The organism is Lelliottia sp. RD5 (assembly GCF_056032945.1).
In genome coordinates this window covers 1,461,848-1,487,684 of record NZ_JBVYHQ010000001.1, presented here as the reverse complement: position 1 = coordinate 1,487,684, position 25,837 = coordinate 1,461,848, and the positions used below count along the sequence as shown (strand labels likewise).

21 protein-coding genes are annotated in these 25,837 nt (G+C 52.9%); 6 read left to right on the top strand and 15 right to left on the bottom strand.

The features are described from left to right. Positions 1-147 precede the first annotated feature (147 nt). From asnB to nagB, 5 genes are all read right to left on the bottom strand, one after another. Positions 148-1,812, bottom strand: a complete 1,665-nt coding sequence (gene asnB / locus AC0LWE_RS07430; RefSeq protein ID WP_012016589.1) for an asparagine synthase B — start codon at positions 1,810-1,812, stop codon at positions 148-150. A 250-nt stretch (positions 1,813-2,062) separates the two neighbouring features. Then, positions 2,063-2,815: a ribonucleotide monophosphatase NagD gene (gene nagD / locus AC0LWE_RS07425; RefSeq protein ID WP_012016590.1), complete on the bottom strand. Its 753-nt coding sequence runs from the start codon at positions 2,813-2,815 to the stop codon at positions 2,063-2,065. 47 nt (positions 2,816-2,862) lie between these two features. Continuing rightward, on the bottom strand, positions 2,863-4,083 hold the full coding sequence (nagC, locus tag AC0LWE_RS07420) for a DNA-binding transcriptional regulator NagC (protein WP_174342292.1): 1,221 nt from the start codon (positions 4,081-4,083) through the stop codon (positions 2,863-2,865). Between the two features lie 8 nt (positions 4,084-4,091). Beyond that, positions 4,092-5,240 (bottom strand): N-acetylglucosamine-6-phosphate deacetylase, encoded by a 1,149-nt coding sequence (gene nagA, locus AC0LWE_RS07415; protein WP_216981715.1) that lies wholly within the window; start codon positions 5,238-5,240, stop codon positions 4,092-4,094. Between the two features lie 59 nt (positions 5,241-5,299). Then, positions 5,300-6,100, bottom strand: a complete 801-nt coding sequence (nagB, locus tag AC0LWE_RS07410; RefSeq protein ID WP_012016593.1) for a glucosamine-6-phosphate deaminase — start codon at positions 6,098-6,100, stop codon at positions 5,300-5,302. 324 nt (positions 6,101-6,424) lie between these two features. Here nagB and nagE point away from each other — a divergent pair, with 324 nt between their 5' ends. From nagE to chiQ, 4 genes are all read left to right on the top strand, one after another. Next, positions 6,425-8,446: an N-acetylglucosamine-specific PTS transporter subunit IIBC gene (gene nagE, locus AC0LWE_RS07405; protein ID WP_202667172.1), complete on the top strand. Its 2,022-nt coding sequence runs from the start codon at positions 6,425-6,427 to the stop codon at positions 8,444-8,446. Between the two features lie 171 nt (positions 8,447-8,617). Then, entirely contained in the window at positions 8,618-10,285 is a 1,668-nt protein-coding gene (gene glnS / locus AC0LWE_RS07400) for a glutamine--tRNA ligase (RefSeq protein WP_219346879.1), read from the top strand. A gap of 441 nt (positions 10,286-10,726) precedes the next feature. After that, positions 10,727-12,124, top strand: coding sequence for a chitoporin ChiP (chiP, locus tag AC0LWE_RS07395; protein ID WP_059178646.1), 1,398 nt, complete (start codon positions 10,727-10,729; stop codon positions 12,122-12,124). Positions 12,125-12,177: 53 nt separating this feature from the next. Further along, the gene (gene chiQ / locus AC0LWE_RS07390) at positions 12,178-12,507 is read left to right on the top strand and encodes a ChiQ/YbfN family lipoprotein (protein ID WP_410199983.1); all 330 of its coding nucleotides are present in this window, start codon (positions 12,178-12,180) and stop codon (positions 12,505-12,507) included. Between the two features lie 134 nt (positions 12,508-12,641). On the opposite strand, the gene fur is transcribed toward chiQ, so the two are convergent. From fur to ybfF, 4 genes are all read right to left on the bottom strand, one after another. Continuing rightward, on the bottom strand, positions 12,642-13,088 hold the full coding sequence (gene fur / locus AC0LWE_RS07385; RefSeq protein WP_012016598.1) for a ferric iron uptake transcriptional regulator: 447 nt from the start codon (positions 13,086-13,088) through the stop codon (positions 12,642-12,644). Between the two features lie 291 nt (positions 13,089-13,379). Further along, positions 13,380-13,910: a flavodoxin FldA gene (gene fldA, locus AC0LWE_RS07380; protein ID WP_059178645.1), complete on the bottom strand. Its 531-nt coding sequence runs from the start codon at positions 13,908-13,910 to the stop codon at positions 13,380-13,382. Positions 13,911-14,067: 157 nt separating this feature from the next. Then, on the bottom strand, positions 14,068-14,355 hold the full coding sequence (gene ybfE, locus AC0LWE_RS07375) for a LexA regulated protein (protein ID WP_012016600.1): 288 nt from the start codon (positions 14,353-14,355) through the stop codon (positions 14,068-14,070). 128 nt (positions 14,356-14,483) lie between these two features. Further along, positions 14,484-15,257 (bottom strand): esterase, encoded by a 774-nt coding sequence (gene ybfF, locus AC0LWE_RS07370; RefSeq protein ID WP_219346878.1) that lies wholly within the window; start codon positions 15,255-15,257, stop codon positions 14,484-14,486. 183 nt (positions 15,258-15,440) lie between these two features. Here ybfF and seqA point away from each other — a divergent pair, with 183 nt between their 5' ends. Both seqA and pgm read left to right on the top strand, forming a co-directional pair. After that, positions 15,441-15,983 (top strand): replication initiation negative regulator SeqA, encoded by a 543-nt coding sequence (gene seqA / locus AC0LWE_RS07365; RefSeq protein WP_059178643.1) that lies wholly within the window; start codon positions 15,441-15,443, stop codon positions 15,981-15,983. A 24-nt stretch (positions 15,984-16,007) separates the two neighbouring features. Further along, complete coding sequence (pgm, locus tag AC0LWE_RS07360; protein WP_202665223.1) at positions 16,008-17,648, top strand: phosphoglucomutase (alpha-D-glucose-1,6-bisphosphate-dependent); 1,641 nt, start codon at positions 16,008-16,010, stop codon at positions 17,646-17,648. A 99-nt stretch (positions 17,649-17,747) separates the two neighbouring features. Here pgm and potE read toward each other — a convergent pair whose 3' ends face one another. The 6 genes from potE to kdpC all read right to left on the bottom strand — a co-directional run bounded on the left by potE (position 17,748) and on the right by kdpC (position 25,830). Beyond that, the gene (potE, locus tag AC0LWE_RS07355; protein WP_059178641.1) at positions 17,748-19,061 is read right to left on the bottom strand and encodes a putrescine-ornithine antiporter; all 1,314 of its coding nucleotides are present in this window, start codon (positions 19,059-19,061) and stop codon (positions 17,748-17,750) included. Then, positions 19,058-21,256 (bottom strand): ornithine decarboxylase SpeF, encoded by a 2,199-nt coding sequence (gene speF / locus AC0LWE_RS07350; RefSeq protein ID WP_219346877.1) that lies wholly within the window; start codon positions 21,254-21,256, stop codon positions 19,058-19,060. The genes potE and speF overlap by 4 nt, the downstream gene beginning before the upstream one ends. Before the next feature lie 254 nt (positions 21,257-21,510). Continuing rightward, a complete protein-coding gene (gene speFL, locus AC0LWE_RS07345; protein WP_106875989.1) occupies positions 21,511-21,615 on the bottom strand; it encodes a leader peptide SpeFL in 105 nt (34 codons plus the stop codon). Positions 21,616-21,892: 277 nt separating this feature from the next. Continuing rightward, positions 21,893-22,570: a two-component system response regulator KdpE gene (gene kdpE / locus AC0LWE_RS07340; protein ID WP_202713698.1), complete on the bottom strand. Its 678-nt coding sequence runs from the start codon at positions 22,568-22,570 to the stop codon at positions 21,893-21,895. Continuing rightward, the gene (gene kdpD, locus AC0LWE_RS07335) at positions 22,567-25,254 is read right to left on the bottom strand and encodes a two-component system sensor histidine kinase KdpD (RefSeq protein WP_219346876.1); all 2,688 of its coding nucleotides are present in this window, start codon (positions 25,252-25,254) and stop codon (positions 22,567-22,569) included. The genes kdpE and kdpD overlap by 4 nt, the downstream gene beginning before the upstream one ends. After that, on the bottom strand, positions 25,255-25,830 hold the full coding sequence (gene kdpC / locus AC0LWE_RS07330) for a potassium-transporting ATPase subunit KdpC (RefSeq protein ID WP_216981709.1): 576 nt from the start codon (positions 25,828-25,830) through the stop codon (positions 25,255-25,257). It lies immediately after the preceding gene. Positions 25,831-25,837: the final 7 nt, after the last annotated feature.

Sequence of the window (25,837 nt, the reverse complement as noted above, 5' to 3'; positions counted from 1 at the left end):
CAACGAAAATGGCCAGAATGTGAGTGTTTGGTTAGGTTGCGAACAGCGTGACCGAATATTCGGCAATTATTGGTTATTAATCGATTTTATTTAACGAAACACGAGCAATAAAAAAGGCCCCGAAGGGCCTGTTGTCGATCGTTTGGATCATTTGTAGGCAGACTGGTGCACGCCTACAGCGCGGCCTGATGGATCGTTCATGGATTTGAACGATTCGTCCCATTCGATAGCTTTTGCAGAAGAGCAGGCCACTGACGGACCGCCTGGCACACATTCTGCAGCACTTGGCACCGGGAACAATTCTTCGAAAATCTCACGGTACAAATAGGCTTCTTTTGAGCCTGGCGTGTTGTACGGGAAGCGGAAGCTCGCGGTTTCCAGTTGCTTATCTGAAACCTGCTTCGCTGCCACCTCTTTCAGCGTGTCGATCCAGCTGTAGCCCACGCCGTCGGAAAACTGTTCTTTCTGACGCCATGCGACGCTTGCAGGCAAATAAGATTCAAAACATTCGCGCAGAACGTGTTTTTCCATTTTGCCGTTGCCACACATTTTATCCTGCGGGTTGATCCGCATTGCCACGTCGAGGAAATTCTTATCCAGGAACGGGACGCGGGCTTCCACACCCCATGCGGACATGGCTTTGTTGGCGCGAGCGCAGTCAAACATATGCAGCGCCTGCAGTTTGCGCACCGTTTCTTCATGCAGTTCTTTGGCATTTGGTGCTTTATGGAAGTACAAGTAACCGCCGAAGACTTCGTCAGAGCCTTCGCCTGACAGCACCATTTTAATGCCCATAGCCTTGATTTTACGGGACATCAAATACATCGGCGTTGACGCGCGAATAGTTGTCACGTCATACGTTTCGATGTGATAAATCACGTCGCGGATCGCGTCGAGACCTTCCTGCACGGTGAAGTGAATTTCATGGTGCACGGTGCCCAAATGGTTGGCGACTTCCTGCGCGGCTTTCAGATCCGGCGCACCTTCAAGGCCAACGGCAAAAGAGTGCAGCTGCGGCCACCAGGCTTCAGAGCGTTCTTGATCTTCTACGCGACGCGCAGCAAATTTTTTGGTGATTGCCGAGATAACCGAAGAATCCAGGCCGCCAGACAGCAGCACGCCGTAAGGAACGTCTGACATCAAATGGCTTTTCACTGCATCTTCCAGCGCTTGCGCCAGTTCGGCTTTATCGGTCACGTTATCCTTAACGGCATCGTAATCGAACCAGTCACGCTGGTAGTAAGAACGGATTTCGCCGTCTTTACTCCACAGGAAACTGCCCGCCGGGAATTCTTTGATAGTACGGCAAACCGGTACCAGGGCTTTCATTTCAGAGGCAACATAGAAGTTGCCGTGTTCGTCGTGGCCCATATACAGCGGGATGATACCGATATGGTCACGGGCAATCAGGTAGGCGTCTTTTTCGCTGTCGTACAATGCGAAGGCGAACATACCCTGCAAATCGTCGAGGAATTCAGGTCCTTTCTCCTGGTACAGCGCCAGAATCACTTCACAGTCGGAACCGGTCTGGAATGCATAGCGATCGCCATATTCTGCACGCAACGCCTGATGGTTATAAATTTCACCGTTAACGGCCAGCGCGTGCGTTTTTTTATCGTTATACAGCGGCTGCGCGCCTGCGTTGACGTCAACAATCGACAGACGTTCGTGAGCCAGAATCGCTTTATCGCTGGCATAAACGCCGGACCAGTCCGGACCGCGATGGCGCATCAGGCGAGACAACTCAAGTGCCTTTTTACGCAGTTCGACTGCGTCAGTTTTAATATCCAGTACGCCAAAAATTGAACACATAACCTTCTCCGTTAACCCTGTTGCATTGTGATGTTGCTTGCTTATGAAAATGCCGTAAAAAGGGGGGCGCGCGCAAGGCTTTTACGGAGTAAAACGTAAAAAGTGCAATAGTGATTGCTGAATGTTGAAAAACGAACACTTAGCAGACTGTTTTATTGATGAAAATTCAATTTTTAACGGGTTTTGTTAGATGCGATTGCGTTTTTGAGCGTTAGAAATGAAAAACCACGCGCTTGGGCGTGGTTGATTATCAGATAACGTCAATTTCTTCGACGGAGGGGTATATCCAGCTTGGCCGGAACGGCATGGCGTCGATGTCATCGATGGTCGACACGCCGGAAAGCACGAGGATAGTTTCAAGCCCGGCCTGGAATCCAGCCAGGATATCGGTGCGAAGGTTATCGCCCACGATCACGGTGTGCTCGGAATGGGCCTGCATTTTGTTCAGCGCCGCGCGAATAATCCACGGGCTGGGTTTACCGACAACGAAAGGCTTGCGTCCAGAAATCTTCTCGATTCCCGCGCAGAGTGCGCCACAGGCGGGATAAAAACCGCGGCCATGGGTATCCGGGTTAGTGGCGATAAAGCGCGCGCCGTTGGCCACAAAATAAGACGCTTTATGCATCATTTCCCAGTTATAGGAACGCGTTTCACCCACGATCACAAAATCCGGATTCACATCAGTGATGGTAAATCCCGCTTTATACAGTTCGTGGATTAATGCGCCTTCACCCACGACGTAGGCTTTTTTCCCTTCCTGACGTTTCAGAAAGTCAGCGGTAGCCATCGCTGAGGTATAAAACACGCTGTCCGGCACATTCACACCGGCAGTGGCAAAACGATTTGCCAGGTCTTGCCCAGTTTGTGACGGATAATTCGTGAGCAGTACCAGCGGCATCCCTTTTTCCATGATGCGGTTCAGAAATTCTGCTGCACCGGGCACAGCAACGTTATCGTGCATCAGCACGCCGTCAATATCACAAATCACATTCTGAATGGTCATGGACTACCTGGCATCTCGAAAAAAGAAGGGGTCACTATAAAGGGTGCTTAGCTTTCCAGCAAACGCTGGAGCAGCAGACCGTTAAGCATGGCGCGTTTGACCAGCGCAAACGCGCCAATCGCAGAGCGGTGATCGAGCGTTGAACGCACGACGGGTAAATTCTGGCGAAAGGCTTTCAGCGCCTGAGCATTAATGCAGCCTTCAATGGCCGGAAGCAGCACTTTTTCTGCTTCAGTAATTTCGCCTGCGATAACCACTTTTTGCGGGTTGAACAGGTTGATGGCGATAGCAATGGTTTTCCCTAAGTGGCGACCCACCTGCTCAATCACTTCACATGCCAGGGCATCGCCTTTGTTGGCGGCTTTGCAAATGGTATGGATCTTACAATCGTCCAGCGTGATACGGCTTTGGTAGCCCTGTTCAAGCAAATGTCGGACGCGGTGTTCAATGGCAGCGTTAGCCGCAACCGTTTCCAGACAGCCGAAATTGCCGCAATGGCAGCGCTCGCCGAGCGGATCGACCTGGATATGACCGATCTCACCGACGTTGCCGTTACGGCCAATGAAAATTCGCCCGTTAGAGATAATTCCGGCGCCGGTTCCCCGGTGTACCCGCACCAGAATGGAGTCTTCACAGTCCTGGCTCGCACCAAAATAGTGCTCAGCCAGCGCCAGACTACGAATATCATGGCCGACGTAACAGGTAACGTTGAAACGCTTTTCGAGCGCGCCCACCAGGCCCCAGTTTTCAACCTGAATGTGCGGCATATAACGAATGACGCCTGTTTCTGGATCAACTAGCCCTGGCAGAATGACAGAGATGGCGATCAGCTCACGGATTTTGCGCTGACTGTTTTCAATAAACTGCGCGATGGTGTTGAGCAACGCATGTTCAAGCGTTTCCTGAGTGCGTTCGGGAAGCGGGTAGTGCTCTTCTGCGATCACTTTGCTGCTCAAATCGTACAATGTCAGCGTGGTGTCATGACGGCCCAGGCGCACGCCGATGGCGTGGAAATTGCGGGTTTCGGTAATGATAGAGATGGCGCGTCGGCCTCCGGTGGAGGCCTGCTGATCGACTTCTTTGATCAATCCGCGTTCAATAAGCTGACGCGTAATTTTTGTCACGCTGGCGGGAGCAAGCTGGCTCTGTTCAGCAATCTGTATGCGCGAGATCGGACCGTGCTGGTCAATCAGGCGATAAACTGCCGCACTGTTAAGTTGTTTAACGAGGTCAACATTACCGATTTGAGCTTGTCCGCCAGATGTCATACTTTTACTTACTCAGTGACGACCTCGTTACCATTAACGATGGTCTTAGTAATTTTATAATCGTGCGTGAAGGCGGTCAGGTTGGCAACCATGCCCGGCGCAATCCCGCCCAGCTGTTTGTCTACACCGATAGCGCGAGCCGGATAGAGCGTTGCCATACGCAGCACTTCGTCCAGTGCGATGCTGCAATGTTCAACCAGGTTGCGTACCCCTTCGATCATCGTCAGCGCAGAGCCGCTCAGCGTACCGTTCTCATCCACACACAATCCATTACGGTAGTATATTGTTTTACCAGCAAAAATGAACTGTTCAATGTTTGCCCCTGCTGGAGCCGTCGCGTCAGTCACCAGGCACAGCTTATCGCCCTTGAGGCGTTTGGCATTGCGGATGTTGGTGTAATCCACGTGCAGGCCGTCGGCGATAATGCCGCAGTACACGTCGGGTTCATCCAGAATCGCGCCTACCAGGCCTGGTTCGCGGCCCGTAATGTACGGCATCGCGTTATACAGATGGGTGGCAAAAGTAATCCCTGCACGGAAACCGGTTTTAGCCTCTTTTAACGTGGCATTGGAGTGACCAGCCGATACCACAATGCCTGCCGCCGCCAGTTTGCTGATCACGTCTGGGCCCGTCATTTCGGGGGCGAGTGTCACTTTGGTGATCACATCTGCGTTTGCGCACATAAAATCGACCAGCTCGGCATCGGGTTTACGCACGAAGCTTGGGTTGTGCGTTCCTTTTTTGACGATGTTCAGCCACGGCCCTTCCAGATGCAGACCCAACGCCTGATTCGGATGTTTTGCCAGGTATTCACGCATCACACGGATACCTTGTTTCATTAGGTCATCGCTGGTGGTGATAAGTGTGGGCAGATAGCTGGTGCAGCCTGATTTCTCATTGGCTTTCTGCATGATCTCCAGCGTGTCGACCGTAACGGCCTCCGCCGTGTCATTAAACTGCACGCCGCCGCAGCCGTTGAGCTGAACGTCGATAAAACCGGGGGAGAGTATTGCTCCATTGAGTGAGCGCTGCTCGATCCCTGGCGGCAAGTCAGCCAGTGGGCAGACACGTTCAATCAGGCCATTAGCGATAACAATCGCATGGTCATCCAGAATTTCATGGCCGGTATAAATCCGACCGTGGGTTAAAGCGTACATAACGACCCCCGGTTAAAAATGCGACCGTCTCTCTCTATTATGAAGAGACGGTAATTCAATTACAGACCTTTGATGTTTTCAGCTTCTAACTCGTTGAAGTATTTCAGCGTTTTCACTTTCAGTTCCATCGTGGATGGCTCATCGCACACGACGACGGCTTTTGGATGCAACTGCAGGCAGCTGATGGTCCACATGTGATTGACGTTGCCTTCAACGGCAGCCTGAAGCGCCTGTGCTTTCACGTTACCCAGCACAAGAATCATCACTTCCTCTGCATCCAGCAGCGTACCCACGCCAACAGTCAGTGCATATTTAGGCACCTGGCTGACATCGCCGTCGAAGAAGCGAGAGTTTGCCACGCGGGTGTCATGCGTCAGCGTTTTAATACGGGTGCGAGAAGCCAGAGAGGACGCAGGTTCGTTAAACGCAATGTGACCATCGTTACCCACGCCACCCATAAACAGGTTAATTTTGCCGTATGAGCGGATTTTTTCTTCGTACTGACGGCATTCTGCGTCAATATCAGGCGCGTTGCCATTCAGCAGGTTAATATTTTCAGCTGGGATATCAACATGATCAAAGAAATTACGGTGCATGAAGCTGTGATAGCTTTCTGGATGCTCTTTCGCCAGGCCGACATATTCGTCCATATTGAAAGTCACCACATGTTTGAAGCTAACCTGGCCCGCTTTATGCATTTCGACTAATGCTTTATACGCCGTCAGCGGTGTACCGCCGGTTGGGAGACCCAGAACGAAAGGACGATCGGCAGTCGGTTTAAACGCATTAATGCGGTTAACGATATGGCGAGCGGCCCATTTACCGACTTGTTCAGCCGTTGCCAGGGGAATCAGTCTCATTGTTCACCTCTAAGTTAAGTAAAAAAAGTGGGCGGATGGCGCGCCTGGAGTTTTAATAAGCGTAACCTGGATCACGTCAAGCAGGGGCAATCCGTCTTGATTTTTTGAATGATAAAATAAGTTTTGCCTGTTAGCCAGTGGAAGGGAGGGTTAATAACGATATTTGGTGACAAAACTCACAAAAAGTACGCATTTAATTTGCGATACGAATTAATTTTTCACACACTCAGAATGCCAGTGATTCATCAACTGTATAGATAAGTTAGTGACACAATAAAAAACAGCTGAGAACGTGCCTTAAACGGGGTCTCAAGGGGGAAGAAAGTGAGTATTCTAGGTTATTTACAAAAGGTTGGCCGCGCACTGATGGTGCCGGTAGCCACGCTGCCAGCGGCAGCAATTCTGATGGGTGTCGGTTACTGGATTGACCCGGTTAGCTGGGGTGGAGACAACGCATTAGCGGCGCTCTTCATTAAATCGGGTTCCGCCATCATCGACAACATGTCCGTTTTGTTTGCGATTGGTGTCGCTTACGGCATGTCCAAAGATAAAGACGGTGCTGCGGCGCTGACCGGTTTTGTGGGCTTCCTCGTGTTGACCACTCTGTGTTCACCGGCGGCGGTGGCGATGATTCAGAAGATCCCAGCAGATCAGGTGCCTGCTGCGTTCGGTAAAATCAGCAACCAGTTCGTGGGTATTATGGTGGGTATTATCTCCGCTGAACTGTACAACCGCTTCAGCAGCGTAGAGTTGCCAAAAGCGCTCTCCTTCTTCAGCGGTCGTCGTCTGGTGCCGATTCTGACCTCTTTCGTGATGATCGTTGTTGCCTTCATCATGATGTACATCTGGCCGCTGATCTTTGATGGTCTGGTGAACTTTGGTGAACACATTCAGAAACTGGGTTCTGCCGGTGCGGGCGTGTATGCGTTCTTCAACCGCTTGCTGATTCCAGTCGGTCTGCATCACGCGTTGAACTCTGTATTCTGGTTTGACGTTGCGGGTATTAACGATATTCCTAACTTCCTGGGTGGCGCACAGTCCATCGAAGCAGGTAAAGCGGTTGTCGGTATCACGGGTCGTTACCAGGCGGGCTTCTTCCCGATCATGATGTTCGGTCTGCCGGGTGCGGCGCTGGCCATCTACCACTGCGCGCGTCCAGAGAACAAAGCGAAAGTTCTGGGTATCATGATGGCGGGTGCGTTTGCAGCCTTCTTCACCGGTATCACCGAGCCGCTGGAATTCTCCTTCATGTTCGTTGCGCCGGTGCTGTACTTCATTCACGCCGTGCTGACCGGTATCTCTGTGTTCATCGCCGCGTCAATGCACTGGATTGCAGGTTTCGGCTTCAGCGCAGGTCTGGTGGATATGGTGCTGTCCTCTCGTAACCCGCTGGCGACGCACTGGTGGATGCTGATCCCGCAGGGTCTGGTGTTCTTCGCGATCTATTACGTGGTGTTCCGCTTCACAATCACTAAATTCAACCTGATGACTCCGGGTCGTGAACTGGCTGTTGCCGGTAGCGAAGCGGATGGTCAGGACGTGAATGTGAGTGGCAACGCAGACCAGGATGTTGCCGGTCTGGCGCGTCAGTACATCGCCGCAGTGGGCGGTTCTGATAACCTGACGGGGATTGATGCATGCATCACGCGTCTGCGCCTGAACGTGAAAGACTCCTCTCTGGTTAACGAAGCGCTGGCAAAACGCCTGGGTGCATCAGGCGTGATTCGTCTGAATAAAACCAGCGTGCAGATTATTGTTGGCTTCGTTGCCGAAAAAATCGCTAACGCAATGAAAACCACCGGTCCGGTTGCCGCATCAGAATCCGGTTCTGCTCCAGTTGCAGCGCCAGTCGCCGCCAAACCGCAGGCCGTCCCCAACGCAACCACTATTGCAGCGCTGGTTTCGCCAGTGACCGGCGAAGTTGTGGCGATTGAACAGGTTCCTGACGAAGCCTTTGCCAGCAAAGCGGTGGGCGACGGTGTGGCAGTGATTCCAACCGAAAAACTCGTCGTATCACCAGCGGCCGGCACTATCGTTAAAATCTTCAACACCAACCATGCGTTCTGTCTGGAAACCGAAAAGGGTGCCGAAATCGTTGTCCATATGGGCATTGATACGGTTGCTCTGGGGGGTAAAGGCTTTACGCGTCTGGTTGAAGAGGGCGCAGAAGTGGTCGCAGGTGAGCCGATTCTGGAAATGGATCTGGACTTCCTGAACGCCCATGCGCGCTCCATGATAAGCCCGGTTGTCTGTAGCAATATTGACGACTTTAGCGGCCTGGTGATTCAGGCAAAAGGTCAGGTTGTTGCAGGCCAGACCCCGCTGTATGAGATTAAAGGCAAGTAATCGCTCCTGAGTAGAGTTCATGCCTTAAGCGGCGGGGGTTATCCTCCGCCGCTTTTTTTTGCATCATTCGCCCCCATTATTTTCCTCCTGGACGTTTTAAGGGTTGTCACTACGTCCGGCTTATAAGATCATACGCCGCTATACGTTATTTATGCCTTTGAGGAATCCACGATGAGTGAGGCTGAAGCCCGCCCGAGTAACTTTATTCGTCAGATCATCGATGAAGATCTGGCCAGTGGTAAGCACACCACGGTGCATACCCGTTTTCCGCCGGAGCCTAATGGCTACCTGCACATTGGCCATGCGAAATCCATCTGCCTGAACTTTGGCATTGCGCAAGACTATCAGGGCCAATGCAACCTGCGTTTCGATGACACCAACCCAGTAAAAGAAGACATCGAATACGTTGAGTCCATTAAAAAAGATGTGCAGTGGCTAGGATTCAACTGGTCAGGCGACATTTGCTACTCTTCAGACTATTTTGATCAGCTCTTTGCCTATGCGGTGGAGCTGATCAATAAAGGCCTGGCCTACGTTGACGAACTGTCTGCTGACGAAATTCGTGAATATCGCGGCTCGCTGACTGCGCCGGGCAAAAACAGCCCATACCGCGATCGCAGCGTCGAAGAAAACCTCGCACTGTTCGAAAAAATGCGTGCCGGTGGTTTCGAAGAAGGTAAAGCGTGTCTGCGTGCCAAAATCGACATGGCATCGCCTTTCATCGTGATGCGCGATCCGGTTCTGTACCGTATCAAATTTGCCGAACACCACCAGACCGGCAACAAGTGGTGCATCTACCCGATGTACGACTTCACCCATTGCATCAGCGATGCGCTGGAAGGCATCACGCACTCTCTGTGTACGCTGGAATTCCAGGACAACCGTCGTCTGTACGACTGGGTGCTGGATAACATCACCATTCCTGTGCATCCGCGTCAGTACGAGTTCTCTCGTCTGAATCTGGAATACACCGTGATGTCTAAGCGTAAGCTGAACCTGCTGGTGACAGACAAGCACGTTGAAGGCTGGGATGACCCGCGTATGCCGACCATTTCCGGTCTGCGTCGCCGTGGTTACAGCGCCTCCTCTATCCGCGAATTCATCAAGCGTATCGGCGTGACCAAGCAAGACAACACCATCGAGATGGCGTCGCTGGAATCCTGTATTCGCGAAGATTTGAACGAAAACGCGCCGCGCGCAATGGCCGTTATCGATCCGGTTAAACTGGTTATCGAAAACTATCCGCAGGGCGAAAGCGAGCTGGTGACGATGCCTAACCATCCGAGCAAACCGGAAATGGGTAGCCGCGAAGTGCCATTCAGCGCAGAACTCTGGATCGACCGCGCCGATTTCCGCGAAGAAGCCAACAAACAGTACAAACGTCTGGTGATGGGCAAAGAAGTGCGCCTGCGCAATGCCTACGTGATCAAAGCTGAACGCGTAGAAAAGGACGCAGAAGGCAATATCACGACGATTTTCTGCAGCTATGACGCCGAAACCCTCAGCAAAGATCCGGCGGATGGCCGTAAAGTGAAAGGCGTTATTCACTGGGTCAGCGCTGCGCACGCGCTGCCGGTTGAAATTCGTCTTTACGATCGTCTGTTCAGCGTGCCGAATCCGGGCGCTGCGGAAGATTTCCTGGCGACGATCAATCCGGAATCACTGCTGATCAAACAGGGCTACGCTGAGCCGTCACTGAAAAATGCTGAAGCCGGCAAGGCTTACCAGTTTGAGCGTGAAGGCTACTTCTGTCTCGACAGCCGTTATGCAACCGCTACCAAACTGGTCTTTAACCGTACGGTCGGTCTGCGTGACACCTGGGCGAAAGCTGGCGAGTAATCCAGGTCAATGAGAGACAAACGCCGCATATTGCGGCGTTTTTTTTGCTTGTCGATCAGGCTGTTAGTATTTCATCGAAAAAAAAGATGCCTAAAAATAAGGTCAATGAGCTGCTACTTATTTTATTAAATAAAATTTGATGCGTATGAGAAGAGTAGAATAAAACGGTGTAATCGCTATCAATAATTATTAGTGATTGAATTTAGTTGATTTTTTAATGACAAAACCCTTCCTGATGTATATGTTACAAATCACTACCAATTATGTGCACTTCGTCATAATCCTGCATTTTGCCCACTGAAAAGCATTGATAATTCGCGTCGCGAAAAATAGTCTACAGACGGTAGTTAATTCGAGGGTATTTATAACTACCCCTGACCGTTTGGTCTTTTTAGATTTTTCGCCGTTTAAGGCGCTTTAATTCGTCAAAGAGGAACAACTATGCGTACGTTCAGTGGCAAACGTAGTGCGCTGGCGCTGGCTATTGCCGGTGTGACAGCAATGTCTGGCTTTATCGCTTCTCCGCAGGCTCAGGCAGCAGGCTTTATCGATGATTCCACGCTCACGGGCGGTATCTATTACTGGCAGCGTGAACGTGACCGTAAAGACGTCACCGAAGACAAATACAAAACCAACCTGTCCCATTCCACCTGGAACGCCAATCTTGATTTCCAGTCTGGTTACGCTGCGGACATGTTCGGGCTGGATATTGCGGCGTTTACTGCCATCGAGATGGCGGAAAATGGCGACAGCGCCCACCCGAACGAAATTGCGTTCTCCTCCAGTAACAAAGCCTACAAAGAAGACTGGTCGGGTGATAAGAGTGGAATCAGCCTCTACAAAGCGGCCGCTAAATTCAAATACGGTCCGGTTTGGGCACGCGGTGGCTATATTCAGCCAACCGGTCAGACGCTGTTAGCCCCACACTGGAGCTTTATGCCAGGGACGTATCAGGGCGCTGAAGCCGGAGCAAACTTTGACTATGGCGATGCGGGCGCGTTGAGTTTCTCCTATATGTGGACCAACGAATATAAAGCGCCATGGCACCTTGAGATGGACAAGTTCTACCAGAATGACAAGAAAACCAAAGTCGAGTATCTCCACTCGTTAGGGGCGAAATATGACTTTAAAAACGATTTAGTGCTGGAAGCGGCGTTTGGTCAGGCAGAAGGATACGTGGATCAGTACTTCGCCAAAGCCAGCTATAAATTCGATATCGTTGGCGGCCCGCTGTCGACCAGTTATCAGTTCTACGGTACGCGTGACAAAGTCAGCGATGGCGGTGTGAACGATCTGTATGACGGCACGGCATGGCTTCAGGCGCTGACCTTTGGCTACAAAATCGGGCAGGTTGATTTACGCCTGGAAGGGACATACGTGAAGGCCGAAGGTCAGCAGGGCTACTTCCTGCAGCGTATGACGCCGACCTACGCATCTTCAAATGGTCGCCTGGATATCTGGTGGGATAACCGTTCGGATTTCAACGCCGATGGCGAGAAAGCCGTATTCTTCGGTGCCATGTATGACCTGAAAAACTGGAATCTGCCGGGCTGGGCAGTTGGCGCATCTTACGCGTATGCATGGGACGCAAAACCTGCGGATATGGCGACGCCGGACGCTTACTACGATCCGAACTATCGCCTGAAAGAATCCTCATACAGCCTCGATGCCATCTACACCCTTCAGGACGGTCGCGCGAAGGGCACGATGTTTAAACTGCACTTCACTCAATACGACAACCATTCCGACATTCCAAGCTACTCGGGCGGTTACGGCAACATCTTCCAGGACGAGCGTGACGTGAAATTCATGGTCATCGCACCCTTCACCATTTTCTGATGAACACGCCGGCGGGATGATTCCCCCATCCCGCCGGAATGGAGACTGATATGTTGAAAAAATGTGTTATCGTCGCGATGCTTGCATCGGGACTGGTCGCCTGCGCACAGCCGCAAGCACCAAAAGAAGACTCACGACTGAAAGAGGCCTACAGCGCCTGTATTAACACCGCCGAAGGATCGCCAGAAAAAATTGAAGCCTGCCAGAGCGTGCTGAATGTGCTGAAAAAAGAGAAAGCGCACGAGCAGTTTGCGACGCAGGAAAATGTGCGGGTGCTGGATTACCAGGCCTGTATTCAGGCGCGTCAAACCGGCAATGATCAGGAAGTGGCAAAGCGTTGTGACAAGATCTGGCAGGAGATTCGCAGCAATAACACTAAGTAATTCTCTTTTGCCACGCCCGGTTGTGCGCCATCCTGATGCGAGTTGGATGGCGCACAACCGGGTTTTTTATTTTTAGCAGGTCTAGCAGGCAAAAAAAAGCCAACCGTCAGGTTGGCTCAGAGTATGCAAGACGATTATTTGGTGTCGTGCGCGTGATCGTTTTCGCGGCAATCGCCTTCAGCACAGTGACCGTAGAGGTACAGGCTGTGGTTGGTCAGACGGATACCATGACGAGTGGCAATCTCACGCTGACGAGATTCGATAGATTCATCGCTAAATTCAATCACCTTGCCGCAATCCAGGCAGATGAGGTGATCGTGGTGATGCTGTTGTGTCAGTTCGAAAACGGATTTACCGCCTTCAAAATTATGACGGGTGACAATCCCGGCGTCATCAAATTGGTTCAGAACGCGATAAACGGTCGCCAGGCCAATCTCTTCGCCCATGTCGATCAGACGTTTATACAAGTCTTCCGCACTGACATGGTGATTGTCCGGCCCTTGCAGTACTTCCAGAATTTTTAAACGAGGAAGCGTAACTTTCAGGCCAGCCTTCTTTAATGCGGTATTGTTGTCAGTCATGCGGAATCTGTCCTGTTGCTAAACGATTCACTTCTAAAGAAGAAGTGACAGAAAATGCACTTGGGATAATGCGTTTCATTATAGAACTGCCATGCCTAAATGAAAACTGCAAGTCTCAAGCAAAGTATGCTTATAAAAACGTGGTATCGCCAACAAAGTTGAGCGAAGGCATCCACTTTAACCTGGGATATTGTACAGGTATGAAAGCAAAAGTTAAAAATTTGTAGCAATTATTTTAATTGGAATTACCTATCAATGCGGCGCAACAGTTTTGCAGCGCCGCACGATCAATCAGGCATTCAGGATATCGTCGAGGTGAAGTTCTTCGCGGATCTGCTTAACCCATTTGTCTACGCGTTCTGCGGTGAGTTCTGGTTGACGGTCTTCGTCAATCGCCAGGCCCACAAAATGATCGTCATCCGCAAGGCCTTTAGACGCTTCAAAGTGATAACCCGCCGTTGGCCAATGACCGACAATCGCCGCGCCGCGCGGTTCGATGATGTCGCGAATGGTGCCCAGCGCATCACAGAAGTACTCTGCGTAATCTTCCTGGTCACCGCAACCGAACAGCGCGACCAGCTTACCGTTAAAGTCGACTTCTTCCAGCGTTGGGAAGAAATCGTCCCAGTCACACTGTGCTTCGCCGTAGTACCAGGTTGGAATGCCCAGCAGCAGAATATCGTAACCTTCGAGATCTTCTTTACTGCTCTTCGCAATGTCATGGACGTCGGCAACGTCTTTACCTAGCTGTTTTTGAATGTTTTTTGCGATGTTTTCGGTATTACCGGTATCGCTGCCGAAGAAAATGCCGATGATTGCCATGAGTAAAATAACCTCTTGAAACTTAATGGTATGGTGGCACAAATTGTCCACGGATAAGGGCAATCATAGCAGAACAGAGAAGTCAGCGGAAACAGCTATCACGCGGGACTGCACTCTGTGCTACATGAAAGTGGGGTAAGGGCGATTTTTCAGACTTTTACTGTGAATGGCGCAATGCCTGCAGTTGCAGCATAAGCATCTCTTCGATCAGCTCGCTGCGGCTGATTTCACGGGCCTCAGCCAGTTCGCTTAGGGCGTCGACTGCGTCCGCATTGAGTTTTAACTCGACGCGTTTAAGCCCACGACTTTTGTCGCGTTTAAGCTGGTTTCGCTTATTGATGCGCAACTGTTCATCGCGCGAAAGCGGATTGGTTTTAGGTCGTCCCGGTCGACGTTCAGTCGCGAACAGATCTAATGTCGTACGGTCCGTTTGTTCTTTGGCCATGATTCAGAGACTTCGGGGAAAACGAGCGGCCCTGCTATTGCCGGGGCGATGAGCGCGACATCATACATTACTGATATCAGCACGCCAACGACTGGAGGCCAACAGGTGTCCAGTCGCTGACATTTTAATCAAATCGCGTTCTCAGAGAGATAACGGCGGATGGCGCGCAGCACCGCGTCCGGTTTTTCGGCGTGAACCCAGTGGCCTGCACCGGCAATCACATGCGCACGCGCCTGCGGGAATTGCGCCAGCAGCGTATCGCGATAGGCTTCTGTGACATACGGTGAATTGCCGCCGCGAATAAAGAGCGTAGGGGCCTGCCAGGCTGGAATTGGCTGCCAGCCAACAATGTTATCGTATTGATCCCACAGAACCGGGACGTTAAACCGCCACGCGCCCTCGACGAACGACTTCAGCAGAAACTGCACCACGCCTTCTTCATCTAAATGCTCGCGCATAATCGCCGCAGCCTGCTGACGGGTTTTCGCATTGGCTTCAGTGACGGCATTGATCGCCGCAAAAATTTCGTCGTGGCGACGCACATCGTAATCCACAGGTGCCACATCAATCACCACCAGCTGGTTAATACGCTCTGGCGCAATCGCCGTCAGGGCCATCACCGCTTTACCGCCCATTGAATGGCCAATCAGCGTCGCTTTTTCGATGTTATTCGCATCGAGCGTATCCAGCAGATCCTGGGCCATCGCCGCATACGTCATCTCTGGATCGCGCGGTGAAACCCCATGGTTGCGCATATCGACCTGCAGAATATTGTGATCGGTAACCAGATCGCGCGCGAGCACGCCCAAATTATCGAGGCTGCCAAAAAGCCCGTGAACCAGTACGATGGGAGAATTATTGTTCGGCGATTGTGCAGATTGCGCTCGGCTATTCAATTTCATGGCAAAGTTCTTTTTTTACGTATGTCAGGTTAGGGTATTATGTTGACCATTCTGCCGCCCGGCTGCAAGGATCCAGTTTATTCTGACTTTTGCCGCCACCCTGGCTTGACCCTATCCGCGGTTGGGATTAGCCCCTATAATCCCAACGACTTGTATTCAGATAAGATATTGCACTGGATTAAGATGAAAACAATCGAAGTTGATGATGAGCTCTATGCGTATATTGCCAGCCACACGCGACATATTGGCGAGAGTGCGTCCGACATTTTACGTCGCATGCTGAAATTTTCTGCCGCTTCACAGCCTGCAACTCCGGTTTCGAAAGAGGTTCGCGCGTCAAACGTCGTGGCGGAAGCTAAAACCGTTGCGCCGGTTAAAGACAAAGTGCGTGCTGTGCGTGAACTGCTGCTCTCCGACGAATATGCAGAGCAAAAGAAAGCGGTTAACCGTTTTCTGCTGGTGCTGACTACACTTTATTCACTGGATAACAAAGCGTTTGCAGAGGCGACCGAGTCGCTTCACGGCCGTACGCGCGTGTACTTCGCGGCGGATGAGCAGACGCTGATTCAAAACGGTAACCAAACCAAACCAAAACAGGTTCCGGGTACCCCTTATTGGGTCATCACCAATACCAACACCGGACGCAAATGCAGCATGGTCGAACACATCATGCAATCAATGCAATTCCCGGCGGAATTGATTGAAAAGGTTTGCGGTACAATTTAACCCTTGCATAAGAAGGACCAGGCAATGGCAAATCACGAACGCGCGGGTCAGCCTGCGCAACAAAGCGATTTGATTAACGTCGCTCAGCTTACCGCTCAGTACTATGTATTGAAGCCGGAAGTGGGCAACGCAGAACACGCAGTGAAGTTTGGTACGTCTGGCCACCGCGGCGGCGCGGCGCGCCACAGCTTTAACGAACCGCATATTCTGGCCATTGCTCAGGCCATCGCTGAAGAACGCGCCAAAAATGGTATTACCGGTCCGTGCTTCGTCGGTAAAGATACTCATGCGCTGTCCGAACCGGCCTTCATCTCCGTACTGGAAGTGCTGGCAGCGAATGGTGTGGATGTCGTTATCCAGGAAGACAACGGCTATACGCCAACGCCTGCGGTCTCGAATGCTATTCTGGTGCACAACAAAAAAGGCGGCGCGCAGGCGGACGGTATCGTTATCACGCCATCGCACAATCCACCGGATGATGGCGGTATCAAATACAACCCACCTAACGGCGGCCCGGCTGATACCAACGTCACCAAAGTGGTGGAAGACCGTGCGAACGCGCTGCTGGCGGATGGTCTGAAAGGTGTTAAACGTATTTCTCTGGATGCCGCGATGGCTTCTGGTCACGTGAAAGAGATCGATCTGGTTCAGCCGTTTATCGAAGGGCTGGCGGATATCGTGGATATCGCAGCGATTCAGAAAGCCGGTTTAAAACTGGGCGTGGATCCGCTTGGTGGCTCCGGTATTGAATACTGGAAACGCATCGCGGAGTTCTACAAGCTGGATCTGACCATTGTGAACGATCAGGTCGATCAGACGTTCCGCTTTATGCATCTGGATAAAGACGGCGCAATCCGTATGGACTGCTCGTCAGAGTGCGCGATGGCCGGCCTGCTGGCGCTGCGCGACAAATTCGATCTGGCGTTTGCCAACGACCCGGATTATGACCGTCACGGTATCGTCACCCCTGCGGGCCTGATGAATCCAAACCACTATCTGGCGGTGGCGATTAACTATCTGTTCCAGCATCGCCCTCAGTGGGGTAAAGAGGTAGCGGTAGGTAAAACGCTGGTGTCATCTGCGATGATTGACCGCGTGGTGAACGATCTGGGCCGACGGCTTGTGGAAGTGCCGGTAGGTTTCAAATGGTTCGTTGACGGTCTGCATGACGGCAGCTTCGGTTTTGGCGGCGAAGAGAGCGCGGGCGCTTCCTTCCTGCGTTTCGACGGCACACCGTGGTCGACCGATAAAGACGGGATCATCATGTGCCTGCTGGCGGCGGAAATCACGGCCGTCACCGGTAAAAATCCGCAGGAACATTACAATGAGCTGGCTGCGCGGTTTGGTGCGCCGAGCTACAACCGTATTCAGGCGAGTGCAACCTCGGCTCAGAAAGCGGCGTTGTCTAAGCTCTCTCCAGAGATGGTGAGCGCGAGCACGCTGGCGGGTGACCCGATCACCGCACGTTTGACGGCGGCGCCAGGTAACGGTGCGTCCATCGGCGGTCTGAAAGTGATGACTGAAAACGGCTGGTTCGCAGCGCGTCCGTCCGGTACGGAAGATGCGTACAAAATCTATTGCGAAAGCTTCCTCGGCGACGAACACCGTCAGCTGATTGAGAAAGAAGCGGTAGAGATTGTCAGCGAAGTGCTGAAAAACGCGTAAATGTGTTTGAGCGGGTGGGGCTGAAGCTCTCACCTCAACCTTCTTCCACGGAAGAGGGGAAAACAACGGCAACCGCAGGGTTGCCGTTTTACGTTTACCTCAGCTGTGCTTATTTTTCAGTTCAAAACGCGGTGACACCAGACCGTACAGCGTCCAGCCCATAAACGTCACCATCGCGCCATACAGCATCGCTTCCTGGCCGGAAGAGTACAGCGCATAGAAGCTGTAAATCGCCCCGACCAGCGCCACAAAATTGGCCACTTTCGCTTTGCCTGGTTCGACATTTGCCATTTTCTGAATGATCACCAGCGCTGCCATCGACAAGATATATGGAATGATATTCGTCACGACGGCCAGATTGACCAACACATTGAATTGAGTGCTCAGGGACGGACTAATAGTCATCAGCGACAAACCGCTCTGGAAAATGACAATCGCCAGCATCCCCTGAATCGGCGCTTCTGACTTGCTCACACGCGAGAAGATTTTTGGGAAATAACCGGAATCCGCAGAAGATTTAAATACCTGCGCAATCGTGAACTGCCAGCCGAGCAGTGAACCGCAGCAGGACATCACCATCAGCCCCATGATCACTTTCCCGACTTCCGGCGTAAACATCTGCGCAAAAGCCAGACCAAACGGCGCGGTAGAGTTTGCCAGATCCATATTCGGCACAATCCCGGCGATCACGTTGGTCGAAACGATGTAAATCACTGCGGCACCCAGCGTGCCGCCCAATACCGCGATCGGCACGTTGCGCTCTGGGTTTTCCACTACTTCGGCGTTGGCACACGCTGACTCCAGCCCAAGAAATGCCCACAGCGTCATCGCAATCGACGACCCAACCGCGGTAAAGAACGGTACGTGATGCGGGTTCCAGGAGTTGGCGTACAGCGTCGGGCTAAACCAGAACCAGCCGATAATGCACAGTCCGACGACCGGGATGATCACTCCCCAGACCGTCACGCTGCTGATTTGCCCGGTAATGCGTGCGCCGCCAAAGTTGGCGATAGTACAAATCCACAGCACGCCAATGGTCGCGAGGCCGATCTGCACCGGGGTGAGCGCTGCGCCAAACAGCTCCGTCCCGTAGCCAACCGCCGAGATCGCGATCGCCACGTTGGCGATCAGCAGCGACACGCCGTAGGTGTAGTTCGCCATAAAGTTGCCCGACTTACCGAAGGCGTATTCGGCGTAGCCGCCCATCCCGCCGGACTTACGGCTAAACATTCCGCATTTAGCAAATGCCCACGCCAGCGCCATCGACCCGACGGCTGTGACCAGCCAGGAGATAATCGAGATCGTCCCCACTTCCGCGAGTTTGGTGGGCAGCATGATGATGCCTGAGCCCATCATATTCACCATTGTCAGAATAGTGAGCTGCACAACGCCCATCTTATTGGATTTACTCATAGTTTTTCCCCTTTCAGCAGCGTGGGTTGAGCAATGGGTTGTTTAATCACGTAGCAACGTACCTGTTTGCGCCCGTCACACTCTTCGATATACACACCCTGGAGTTCCGGTGCGAAGCCCGGCAGCAGGTTGATACCCTCTTCAAGCACAGTGAAATAGCGCAGAACCGCATCGCCCCAAACTTCTCCTGGGACCACGCACAGCACGCCCGGTGGGTAAGGGAGGGCGCCTTCGGCGGCAATTCGGCCTTCGGCGTCGCGCAGAGAAACCAGTTCCACTTCACCGCGCAGATAGGCGTAATTGGCCTCCTGCGGGTTCATCATTACCCGTGGGAAATGCGCTTTACGGAACATCTCTTTTTGCAGCTGTTTGACGTTGTGACGGGCGTAGAGATCGTGCATCTCCTGGCAAATCTGGCGCAGCGAATAACCGGCGTAGCGTTCAGGATGCTGTTTATACAGTGACGGGAGCACCTCCTTCAGCGGTGCGTCGGTTTCCAGAAGTTTTTCGAAACGCACCAGTTGCGCAATAAGCTGCTGCAGCTTGCCCATATCTTCGGCCGGCGTGAGCAGGAACAGAATCGAGTTGAGATCGCATTTCTCCGGGACGATACCGTTCTCGCGCAGGAAATTAGCGAGGATGGTGGCCGGCACGCCGAACTCATCATATTCACCGGTACGCGCGTTAATGCCCGGCGTTGTGAGCAGTAATTTGCACGGATCGATAAAATATTGGTGCTCGGCATACCCCTCAAAGGCGTGCCACCGTTCGCCGGGTACAAAGTGGAAGAAGCGTAAATCTGATGAAATATTGGCAGTTGGACAGCTTTCCCACGCTTTGCCGTCCACCGTTTCCGGAACAAATGGGCGGATAAACCGGCAGTTTTGCAGAATCAATTTGCGCGCTTCAATGCCATTGACCACGCAGTCCATCCACATGTTGCGTCCGCTCTGCCCCTCGTGCATGCGGGCGTTGATATCCAGAGCCGCAAACAGCGGATAGAACGGGCTTGTGGAGGCGTGCATCATAAAAGCGTTGTTCAACCGTTTGTGCGGAACGTAACGCTGCTGACCTTTAATGTGGCTGTCTTTCTTGTGGATCTGCGAGGTTTGCGAGAATCCAGCCTGCTGTTTATGCACCGATTGCGTGACCAAAATACCCGGATCGTTTTCGTTCAGATCCAGCAGCAGCGGGGAACAATCCGCCATCATCGGGATAAATTGTTCGTAGCCGACCCAGGCGGAATCAAACAGAATGTAGTCGCAGAGATGACCAATCTTATCGACCACCTGACGGGCGTTATAAATGGTGCCGTCGTAGGTTCCGAGCTGAATCACCGCCAGACGGAAAGGGCGCGCATCGCGGGCGCGTCCAGGTGCCACTTCAGAAACCTGCTCGCGCAGATAACTCTCTTCGAAACAGTGCGCGTCGATACCGCCGATAAACCCGTACGGGTTGCGTGCAGTTTCCAGATAAACCGGCGTAGCGCCTGCCTGAATGAGTGCGCCGTGGTGATTAGATTTATGATTATTGCGGTCGAAAAGGACCAAATCACCCGGTGTCAGCAGGGCATTGAGCACGACTTTATTGGACGACGACGTCCCGTTCAGCACGAAATAGGTTTTATCCGCGTTAAACACTTTTGCGGCGTGTTTCTGTGCCGTGCAGGGCGCGCCCTCGTGGATCAACAGATCGCCCATGGCCACATCGGCGTTGCACAGATCGGAGCGGAACAGCGTCTCGCCGAAGAAATCCACAAACTGATTACCGGCGGGATGGCGGCGGAAAAACTGGCCGCCCTGATGCCCCGGACAGTCGAATGCGCTGTTGCCCTGGTTGACATAGTCCACCAGCGCGCGGAAAAACGGCGGGCGCAGTTGGGTTTCGTACTTCTGCGCGGCGGCTTCCAGCTGGCGTCCGTAAAAGTCGTTGCTGGTGTCATTGCATTCAAAAACACCCTGAATGCGCGATAAATATTCTGCCGGAACAATCTCTTCTTTGTGAGTGGCAATAAATACCGGAATACCAAAGCCGGTGGCTTCAATTTCTTCTATTGTGCCGTTGAAAATATCACTGACGGCCAGAACCACGGCGGCGATATCAATATAATCTGAGGCGCTGATATCGACCGTTTCACGTGTGGTGGTAAAACAATCTGGGCAGGCACGACTGACAGCGATTTTTAGCAGTTTCATATTCATCTCTTTATTTTTGGCAATATTCACCCATCGGTTTCTTTTAAATAAGAAATCGATATTTCCCGGAAAAAAACAAAGTGTGGCCGCTGATAAAAAATCAGTAAATTTGCTTTTTTGATGAGTTAAATCCCAATCGTCCGGTGACGAAGCACTCAGGATTTAAAAGGATAAGCGTGCAGGTTCACAGGCAATGGCCTGTAAAACAAGGGGTTCAGAATAACCTGTGTACGAACACGCCAGCAGACGGGGATCTACCGGGCGTTGAAGAAATGAAAATCAAAGCTGTTGCGGTGGGCGAACATCATAATATGCGTTGTCCGCCTGATATGAGGCATTAAACGATTATTGTTTTCCATGCTTATTTTCCTTTCAGTAATTGAAAGCATGGTCATTCTATCCAGGAAAAGGCGGTAAACCGTGAGTATGATCACCATTAACCGATCAAATCAGAAATAAATATTCGTTTTGAGTGAATAGTGCAGATCAAAATTCTGCATTGTAATGATGGTGTTAATCTTGTGTTGAATGGATGTTCTGATTTATTTTAAATAAATCATCTATAAACTTTTTGATATTGGGTAAATATAAAAAGAGATATTTTAGGCTGGTGGTTTAAATAAAGTGAATACTTATTCAAAGCATAAAGCGATAACCGATACCGGTTTCGGTTAATAAATGGCGAGGGCGTGCAGGGTCAACTTCGAGTTTCTGACGAAGATGGCCCATATATATGCGTAAATAATGACTATGCTCGACGGCATTCGGGCCCCATACCTGATTGAGTAGCTGGCGCTGTGTCAGCACTTTACCGTGGTTATTCAGCAGAATGGCCAACAGGCGAAATTCAATCGGGGTAAGGTGAATCTCTTGCGCGCCTCGAAGAATGCGCCGCGCGGCGAGATCAACCTGAATGTCTGAGAAGGTGTAGACCGGTTCAGCGGGCGTCGTGGCGCTATGACGACGTAACGCCACGCGCAGTCGCGCCTGCAGTTCGCCGATACCAAAGGGTTTGCTGAGATAATCATCGGCACCGGCATCAAGCGCGGCAATTTTATCGGTCTCTTCCGCGCGGGCAGAAAGCACAATAATCGGCATCTGGCTCCACTGGCGAACCTCGCGGATAAAATCGATGCCGTCGCCGTCTGGCAAACCTAAATCGAGGATCACCAGATCGGGTTTGCGCGTCGCGGCTTCAATCAGGCCACGCTGTAACGTTCCGGCGTCAAACACGCGCAAGCCGTCCCCCTCCAGCGCGGCGCGCAGGAAACGGCTAATCGCATGTTCGTCTTCAACAATCAGAACGTTAATCACAAATCCTCTGGTAATTCATCAAGTTCCGGCGGGGCTTCTAGCGGAAGTGTAACACAAAAACAGGCCCCGCCTTCCGGACGGTTGTGCACGTCGATGGTCCCACCGTGAACCTCGACGATGGCCTGGCAGATCGCCAGCCCAAGCCCGACACCCGGAATGGCAGACTCTTTATTTCCCCGGGCAAATTTTTCAAAAATAGCCGATTCCTGTCCAACGGGAATGCCGGGGCCGTCGTCCCAGATCTCAAGACGTAATGCCTGATTTGCCACGCCCGCATTCAGCCCAATCTCTGCTTTGGTGCCCGCGTATTTCGCCGCGTTTTCCAGCAGATTAATCAACACACGCTCAAACAGCGGGCCGTCAACGTGAATCAGCGCCAGCGGTTCCGGCATGTTCAAAGAAATGTGTCGCCCGCCAAGACCGGGTTCCAGCATTTTCAGGGCGCTGCCAACCACCTCTTCCAGCGTCAGCCACTCTTTTTTGAGGTTAAATCCGCCGGACTGAATGCGCGCCATATCCAGCAGATTATTCACCAGCCGCGTCGTGTTGAGCACATGCTGGCGTATTTCACTGGCCTGAGGCGCGTGCGGGGAATTCTCTGCCGCCAGATCGAGCGTTAAAATTTCCGCCTGGCCAAACAGGACGGTCAGCGGCGTGCGCAGATCGTGAGAGAGCGCCGCCAGCAGCGAGTTGCGGATGCTCTCACGCTCGCTGGCCATTCGGGCCTGCTCTTCGCTTGCCGTCAGCGCCAGTCTTTCGAGAGCGCTGGCGACCAGCAACGTGAAGGTTTCCAGTAGACGCTGCTGTTCCGGGATCATCAGCTGTCGCAGATGGGTCGGTTCCACAATCACCAGCCCCAGCGTCTTGTTGGCGCTGCGCAGCGGCAACATCAGATAGGGCACGCCGGGTAAAGTGTCCGTGCCCGCGCCTGCGGGTAAGCCTTTATCAAAACTCCAGCGGGCAATGGCGTCATCCCACGGCGTCATACCGCTGGCCGAGGTCAACGGGCGCAGTTTCCCGTGCTCATCGGGCAGCAAAATCAGGCTGCTGGCGTGGAACGTCGAGCGAATAAACTGCTCGCTGGTCTGAACGATATCGCGTGGCGTGCGGCCCACTGCCAGCGATTTTGACATCTCATAAAGATGACGCGTGCGTTGCTCGCGATAGCGGGCGATACGTGCCTGATAGCGCACACCTGCGGTGAGATTCCCGACGATAAGGCCGACGGTAAGCATCACCGCGAACGTCAGAATGTACTGCACGTCCGACACCGCCAGCGTTCCGCGCGGGGCGATAAAAAACAGATCAAAGCTGGCGACGTTAATCACCGTGGCGAGCACTGACGGCCAGCGACCGTAAAGCAGGGCGACAATCACCACGCCCAGCAGATAAATCATCACCAGATTGGCCGCGTCAAAGGCGAAAAGCCACTGGCTGGCCACGAACGTGATCAGCGCGCACAGAACCGTCGCGACCAGACAGCCACGCAGCTGAATACGCCATTTCTCGCCGAAAGGGCGCACATCTGCTGTTCGGTTTGGCAGGGGAGCGGGTTTGTCATCAAGGGCGACAATCACCAAATCTAAATCGGGCGCGCGTTTTGCCAGTTTATCGGCGAACGACTCACGGCTAAACCAGCGGCGATGATGGCGACGGCCAATCACAATTTTGCCCAGATTATGCTCGCGGGCGTAGCGGAGAATGGCTTTGTCTTCTGCGGGATCGGACAACGTGGCGGTTTCTGCGCCCAATTCTTGTGCCAGGCGTAAGGCGCTCAGAATCGCGCGACGTTGATGTTCAGGCAGCGCATGCAGATGCGGCGTTTCGACATAAACCGCATGCCAGACGCTGCCAAATTTTGCCGCCAGCCGCGCGGCGGTGCGCACCAGCTTTTCGTTGCCGCTCCCGTGGCCGATACACAGTAAAATCGCGTCGCGGGTGTGCCAGACGCGATCCTGTCCCTGTCGGTCACGCCAGGCACGCATCTGATCGTCCACCCGATCGGCGGTGCGTCTGAGCGCCAGTTCACGCAGGGCGATCAAATTCCCTTTGCGGAAGAAATGTTCGATGGCCCGTTCGGCCTGACCGGTAATATAGACTTTGCCCTCGTGCAGGCGCTGGCGCAGGTCGTCCGGCGGCAAATCGACCAGCACCACCTCATCGGCGGAATCAAAAAAGGGATCGGGCACGGTTTCGCGCACCTGAATTCCTGTCACGCCACTGACCACATCGTTCAGGCTTTCCAGATGCTGCACGTTAACGGTGGTAAAGACGTCGATACCCGCTTCCAGCAGCTCCTCGACATCCTGCCAGCGCTTTGGATGACGCGAGCCTGGCGCGTTGCTGTGCGCCAGTTCGTCCATCAGGATCAGCGCCGGACGGCGGGCGAGGGCGGCATCGAGATCAAATTCCGTCACCAGACGACCGCGATGGCTGGTCCGCCGGGCGGGCAGCGTGGCTAATCCTTCCAGCAGCGCCGCCGTCTCTTTGCGTCCGTGCGTTTCCACCACGCCTACCACAATGTCTAAACCTTGCGCCCGCAGCCGCTGCGCTTCCACCAGCATGGCGTACGTTTTCCCGACGCCCGCGCAGGCGCCAAAGAACACTTTCAGCTTGCCGCGATGCGGGGCGGCTGTCTGTTCCAGCAGTCGGTCAGGGTCCGGGCGCACAGGCTCGTCGGTCATTTAGTTTTTCCTTTGCGCGTCCAGCGCCAGATTTAGCTCAACAATATTCACTACCGGCATACCGATAAAATTGACCAGCGGCTTTTGCGTATGTTCCTCAACGACCTGACGCACCTGTTCCGTGGTCAACTGGCGGGCGGCCGCCACGCGCGGGATCTGCCATGCGACCGATTCGGGCGTCAGGCTGTAATCCAGCCCGCTGGCAGAGGCCGTGACCAGCTCAACGGGCACATCACGGCTGGCCTGCGGGTTGGCGGCGCGAAGTGTGGCAACGCGTTCGCCGATCGCTTTATCCAGCTCGGGATTGCTCCCCGCCAGATTACTCCCGCCAGACGCCATCGGATTATACGGGCTTTCCGCAGTGGCGGAAGGACGCCCCTGAAAGTAGCCCGCGTCGGTAAAATTCTGCCCAATCAGGCGCGAACCGCGATTTTCACCGTTCTGGATAATCGGCGAACCGTTGGCCTGATCGGTAAACCACCATTGGCCGAGTGCCGTTGTGAGCAGCGGATAAAGCCCGCCGGTCACCAGCGTTAACAGAATAAACAGCAGTATAGCGGGGCGTAACATCGTCATTTGATTT

What these genes read in the sequence shown, in the direction of transcription:
- asnB (WP_012016589.1), bottom strand. Translation starts at nt 1,812, where the DNA reads ATGTGTTCAATTTTTGGCGTACTGGATATTAAAACTGACGCAGTCGAA.
- nagD (WP_012016590.1), bottom strand. Translation starts at nt 2,815, where the DNA reads ATGACCATTCAGAATGTGATTTGTGATATTGACGGCGTGCTGATGCAC.
- nagC (WP_174342292.1), bottom strand. Translation starts at nt 4,083, where the DNA reads ATGACATCTGGCGGACAAGCTCAAATCGGTAATGTTGACCTCGTTAAA.
- nagA (WP_216981715.1), bottom strand. Translation starts at nt 5,240, where the DNA reads ATGTACGCTTTAACCCACGGTCGGATTTATACCGGCCATGAAATTCTG.
- nagB (WP_012016593.1), bottom strand. Translation starts at nt 6,100, where the DNA reads ATGAGACTGATTCCCCTGGCAACGGCTGAACAAGTCGGTAAATGGGCC.
- glnS (WP_219346879.1), top strand. Translation starts at nt 8,618, where the DNA reads ATGAGTGAGGCTGAAGCCCGCCCGAGTAACTTTATTCGTCAGATCATC.
- chiP (WP_059178646.1), top strand. Translation starts at nt 10,727, where the DNA reads ATGCGTACGTTCAGTGGCAAACGTAGTGCGCTGGCGCTGGCTATTGCC.
- fur (WP_012016598.1), bottom strand. Translation starts at nt 13,088, where the DNA reads ATGACTGACAACAATACCGCATTAAAGAAGGCTGGCCTGAAAGTTACG.
- fldA (WP_059178645.1), bottom strand. Translation starts at nt 13,910, where the DNA reads ATGGCAATCATCGGCATTTTCTTCGGCAGCGATACCGGTAATACCGAA.
- ybfE (WP_012016600.1), bottom strand. Translation starts at nt 14,355, where the DNA reads ATGGCCAAAGAACAAACGGACCGTACGACATTAGATCTGTTCGCGACT.
- ybfF (WP_219346878.1), bottom strand. Translation starts at nt 15,257, where the DNA reads ATGAAATTGAATAGCCGAGCGCAATCTGCACAATCGCCGAACAATAAT.
- seqA (WP_059178643.1), top strand. Translation starts at nt 15,441, where the DNA reads ATGAAAACAATCGAAGTTGATGATGAGCTCTATGCGTATATTGCCAGC.
- pgm (WP_202665223.1), top strand. Translation starts at nt 16,008, where the DNA reads ATGGCAAATCACGAACGCGCGGGTCAGCCTGCGCAACAAAGCGATTTG.
- potE (WP_059178641.1), bottom strand. Translation starts at nt 19,061, where the DNA reads ATGAGTAAATCCAATAAGATGGGCGTTGTGCAGCTCACTATTCTGACA.
- speF (WP_219346877.1), bottom strand. Translation starts at nt 21,256, where the DNA reads ATGAAACTGCTAAAAATCGCTGTCAGTCGTGCCTGCCCAGATTGTTTT.
- speFL (WP_106875989.1), bottom strand. Translation starts at nt 21,615, where the DNA reads ATGGAAAACAATAATCGTTTAATGCCTCATATCAGGCGGACAACGCAT.
- kdpD (WP_219346876.1), bottom strand. Translation starts at nt 25,254, where the DNA reads ATGACCGACGAGCCTGTGCGCCCGGACCCTGACCGACTGCTGGAACAG.
- kdpC (WP_216981709.1), bottom strand. Translation starts at nt 25,830, where the DNA reads ATGACGATGTTACGCCCCGCTATACTGCTGTTTATTCTGTTAACGCTG.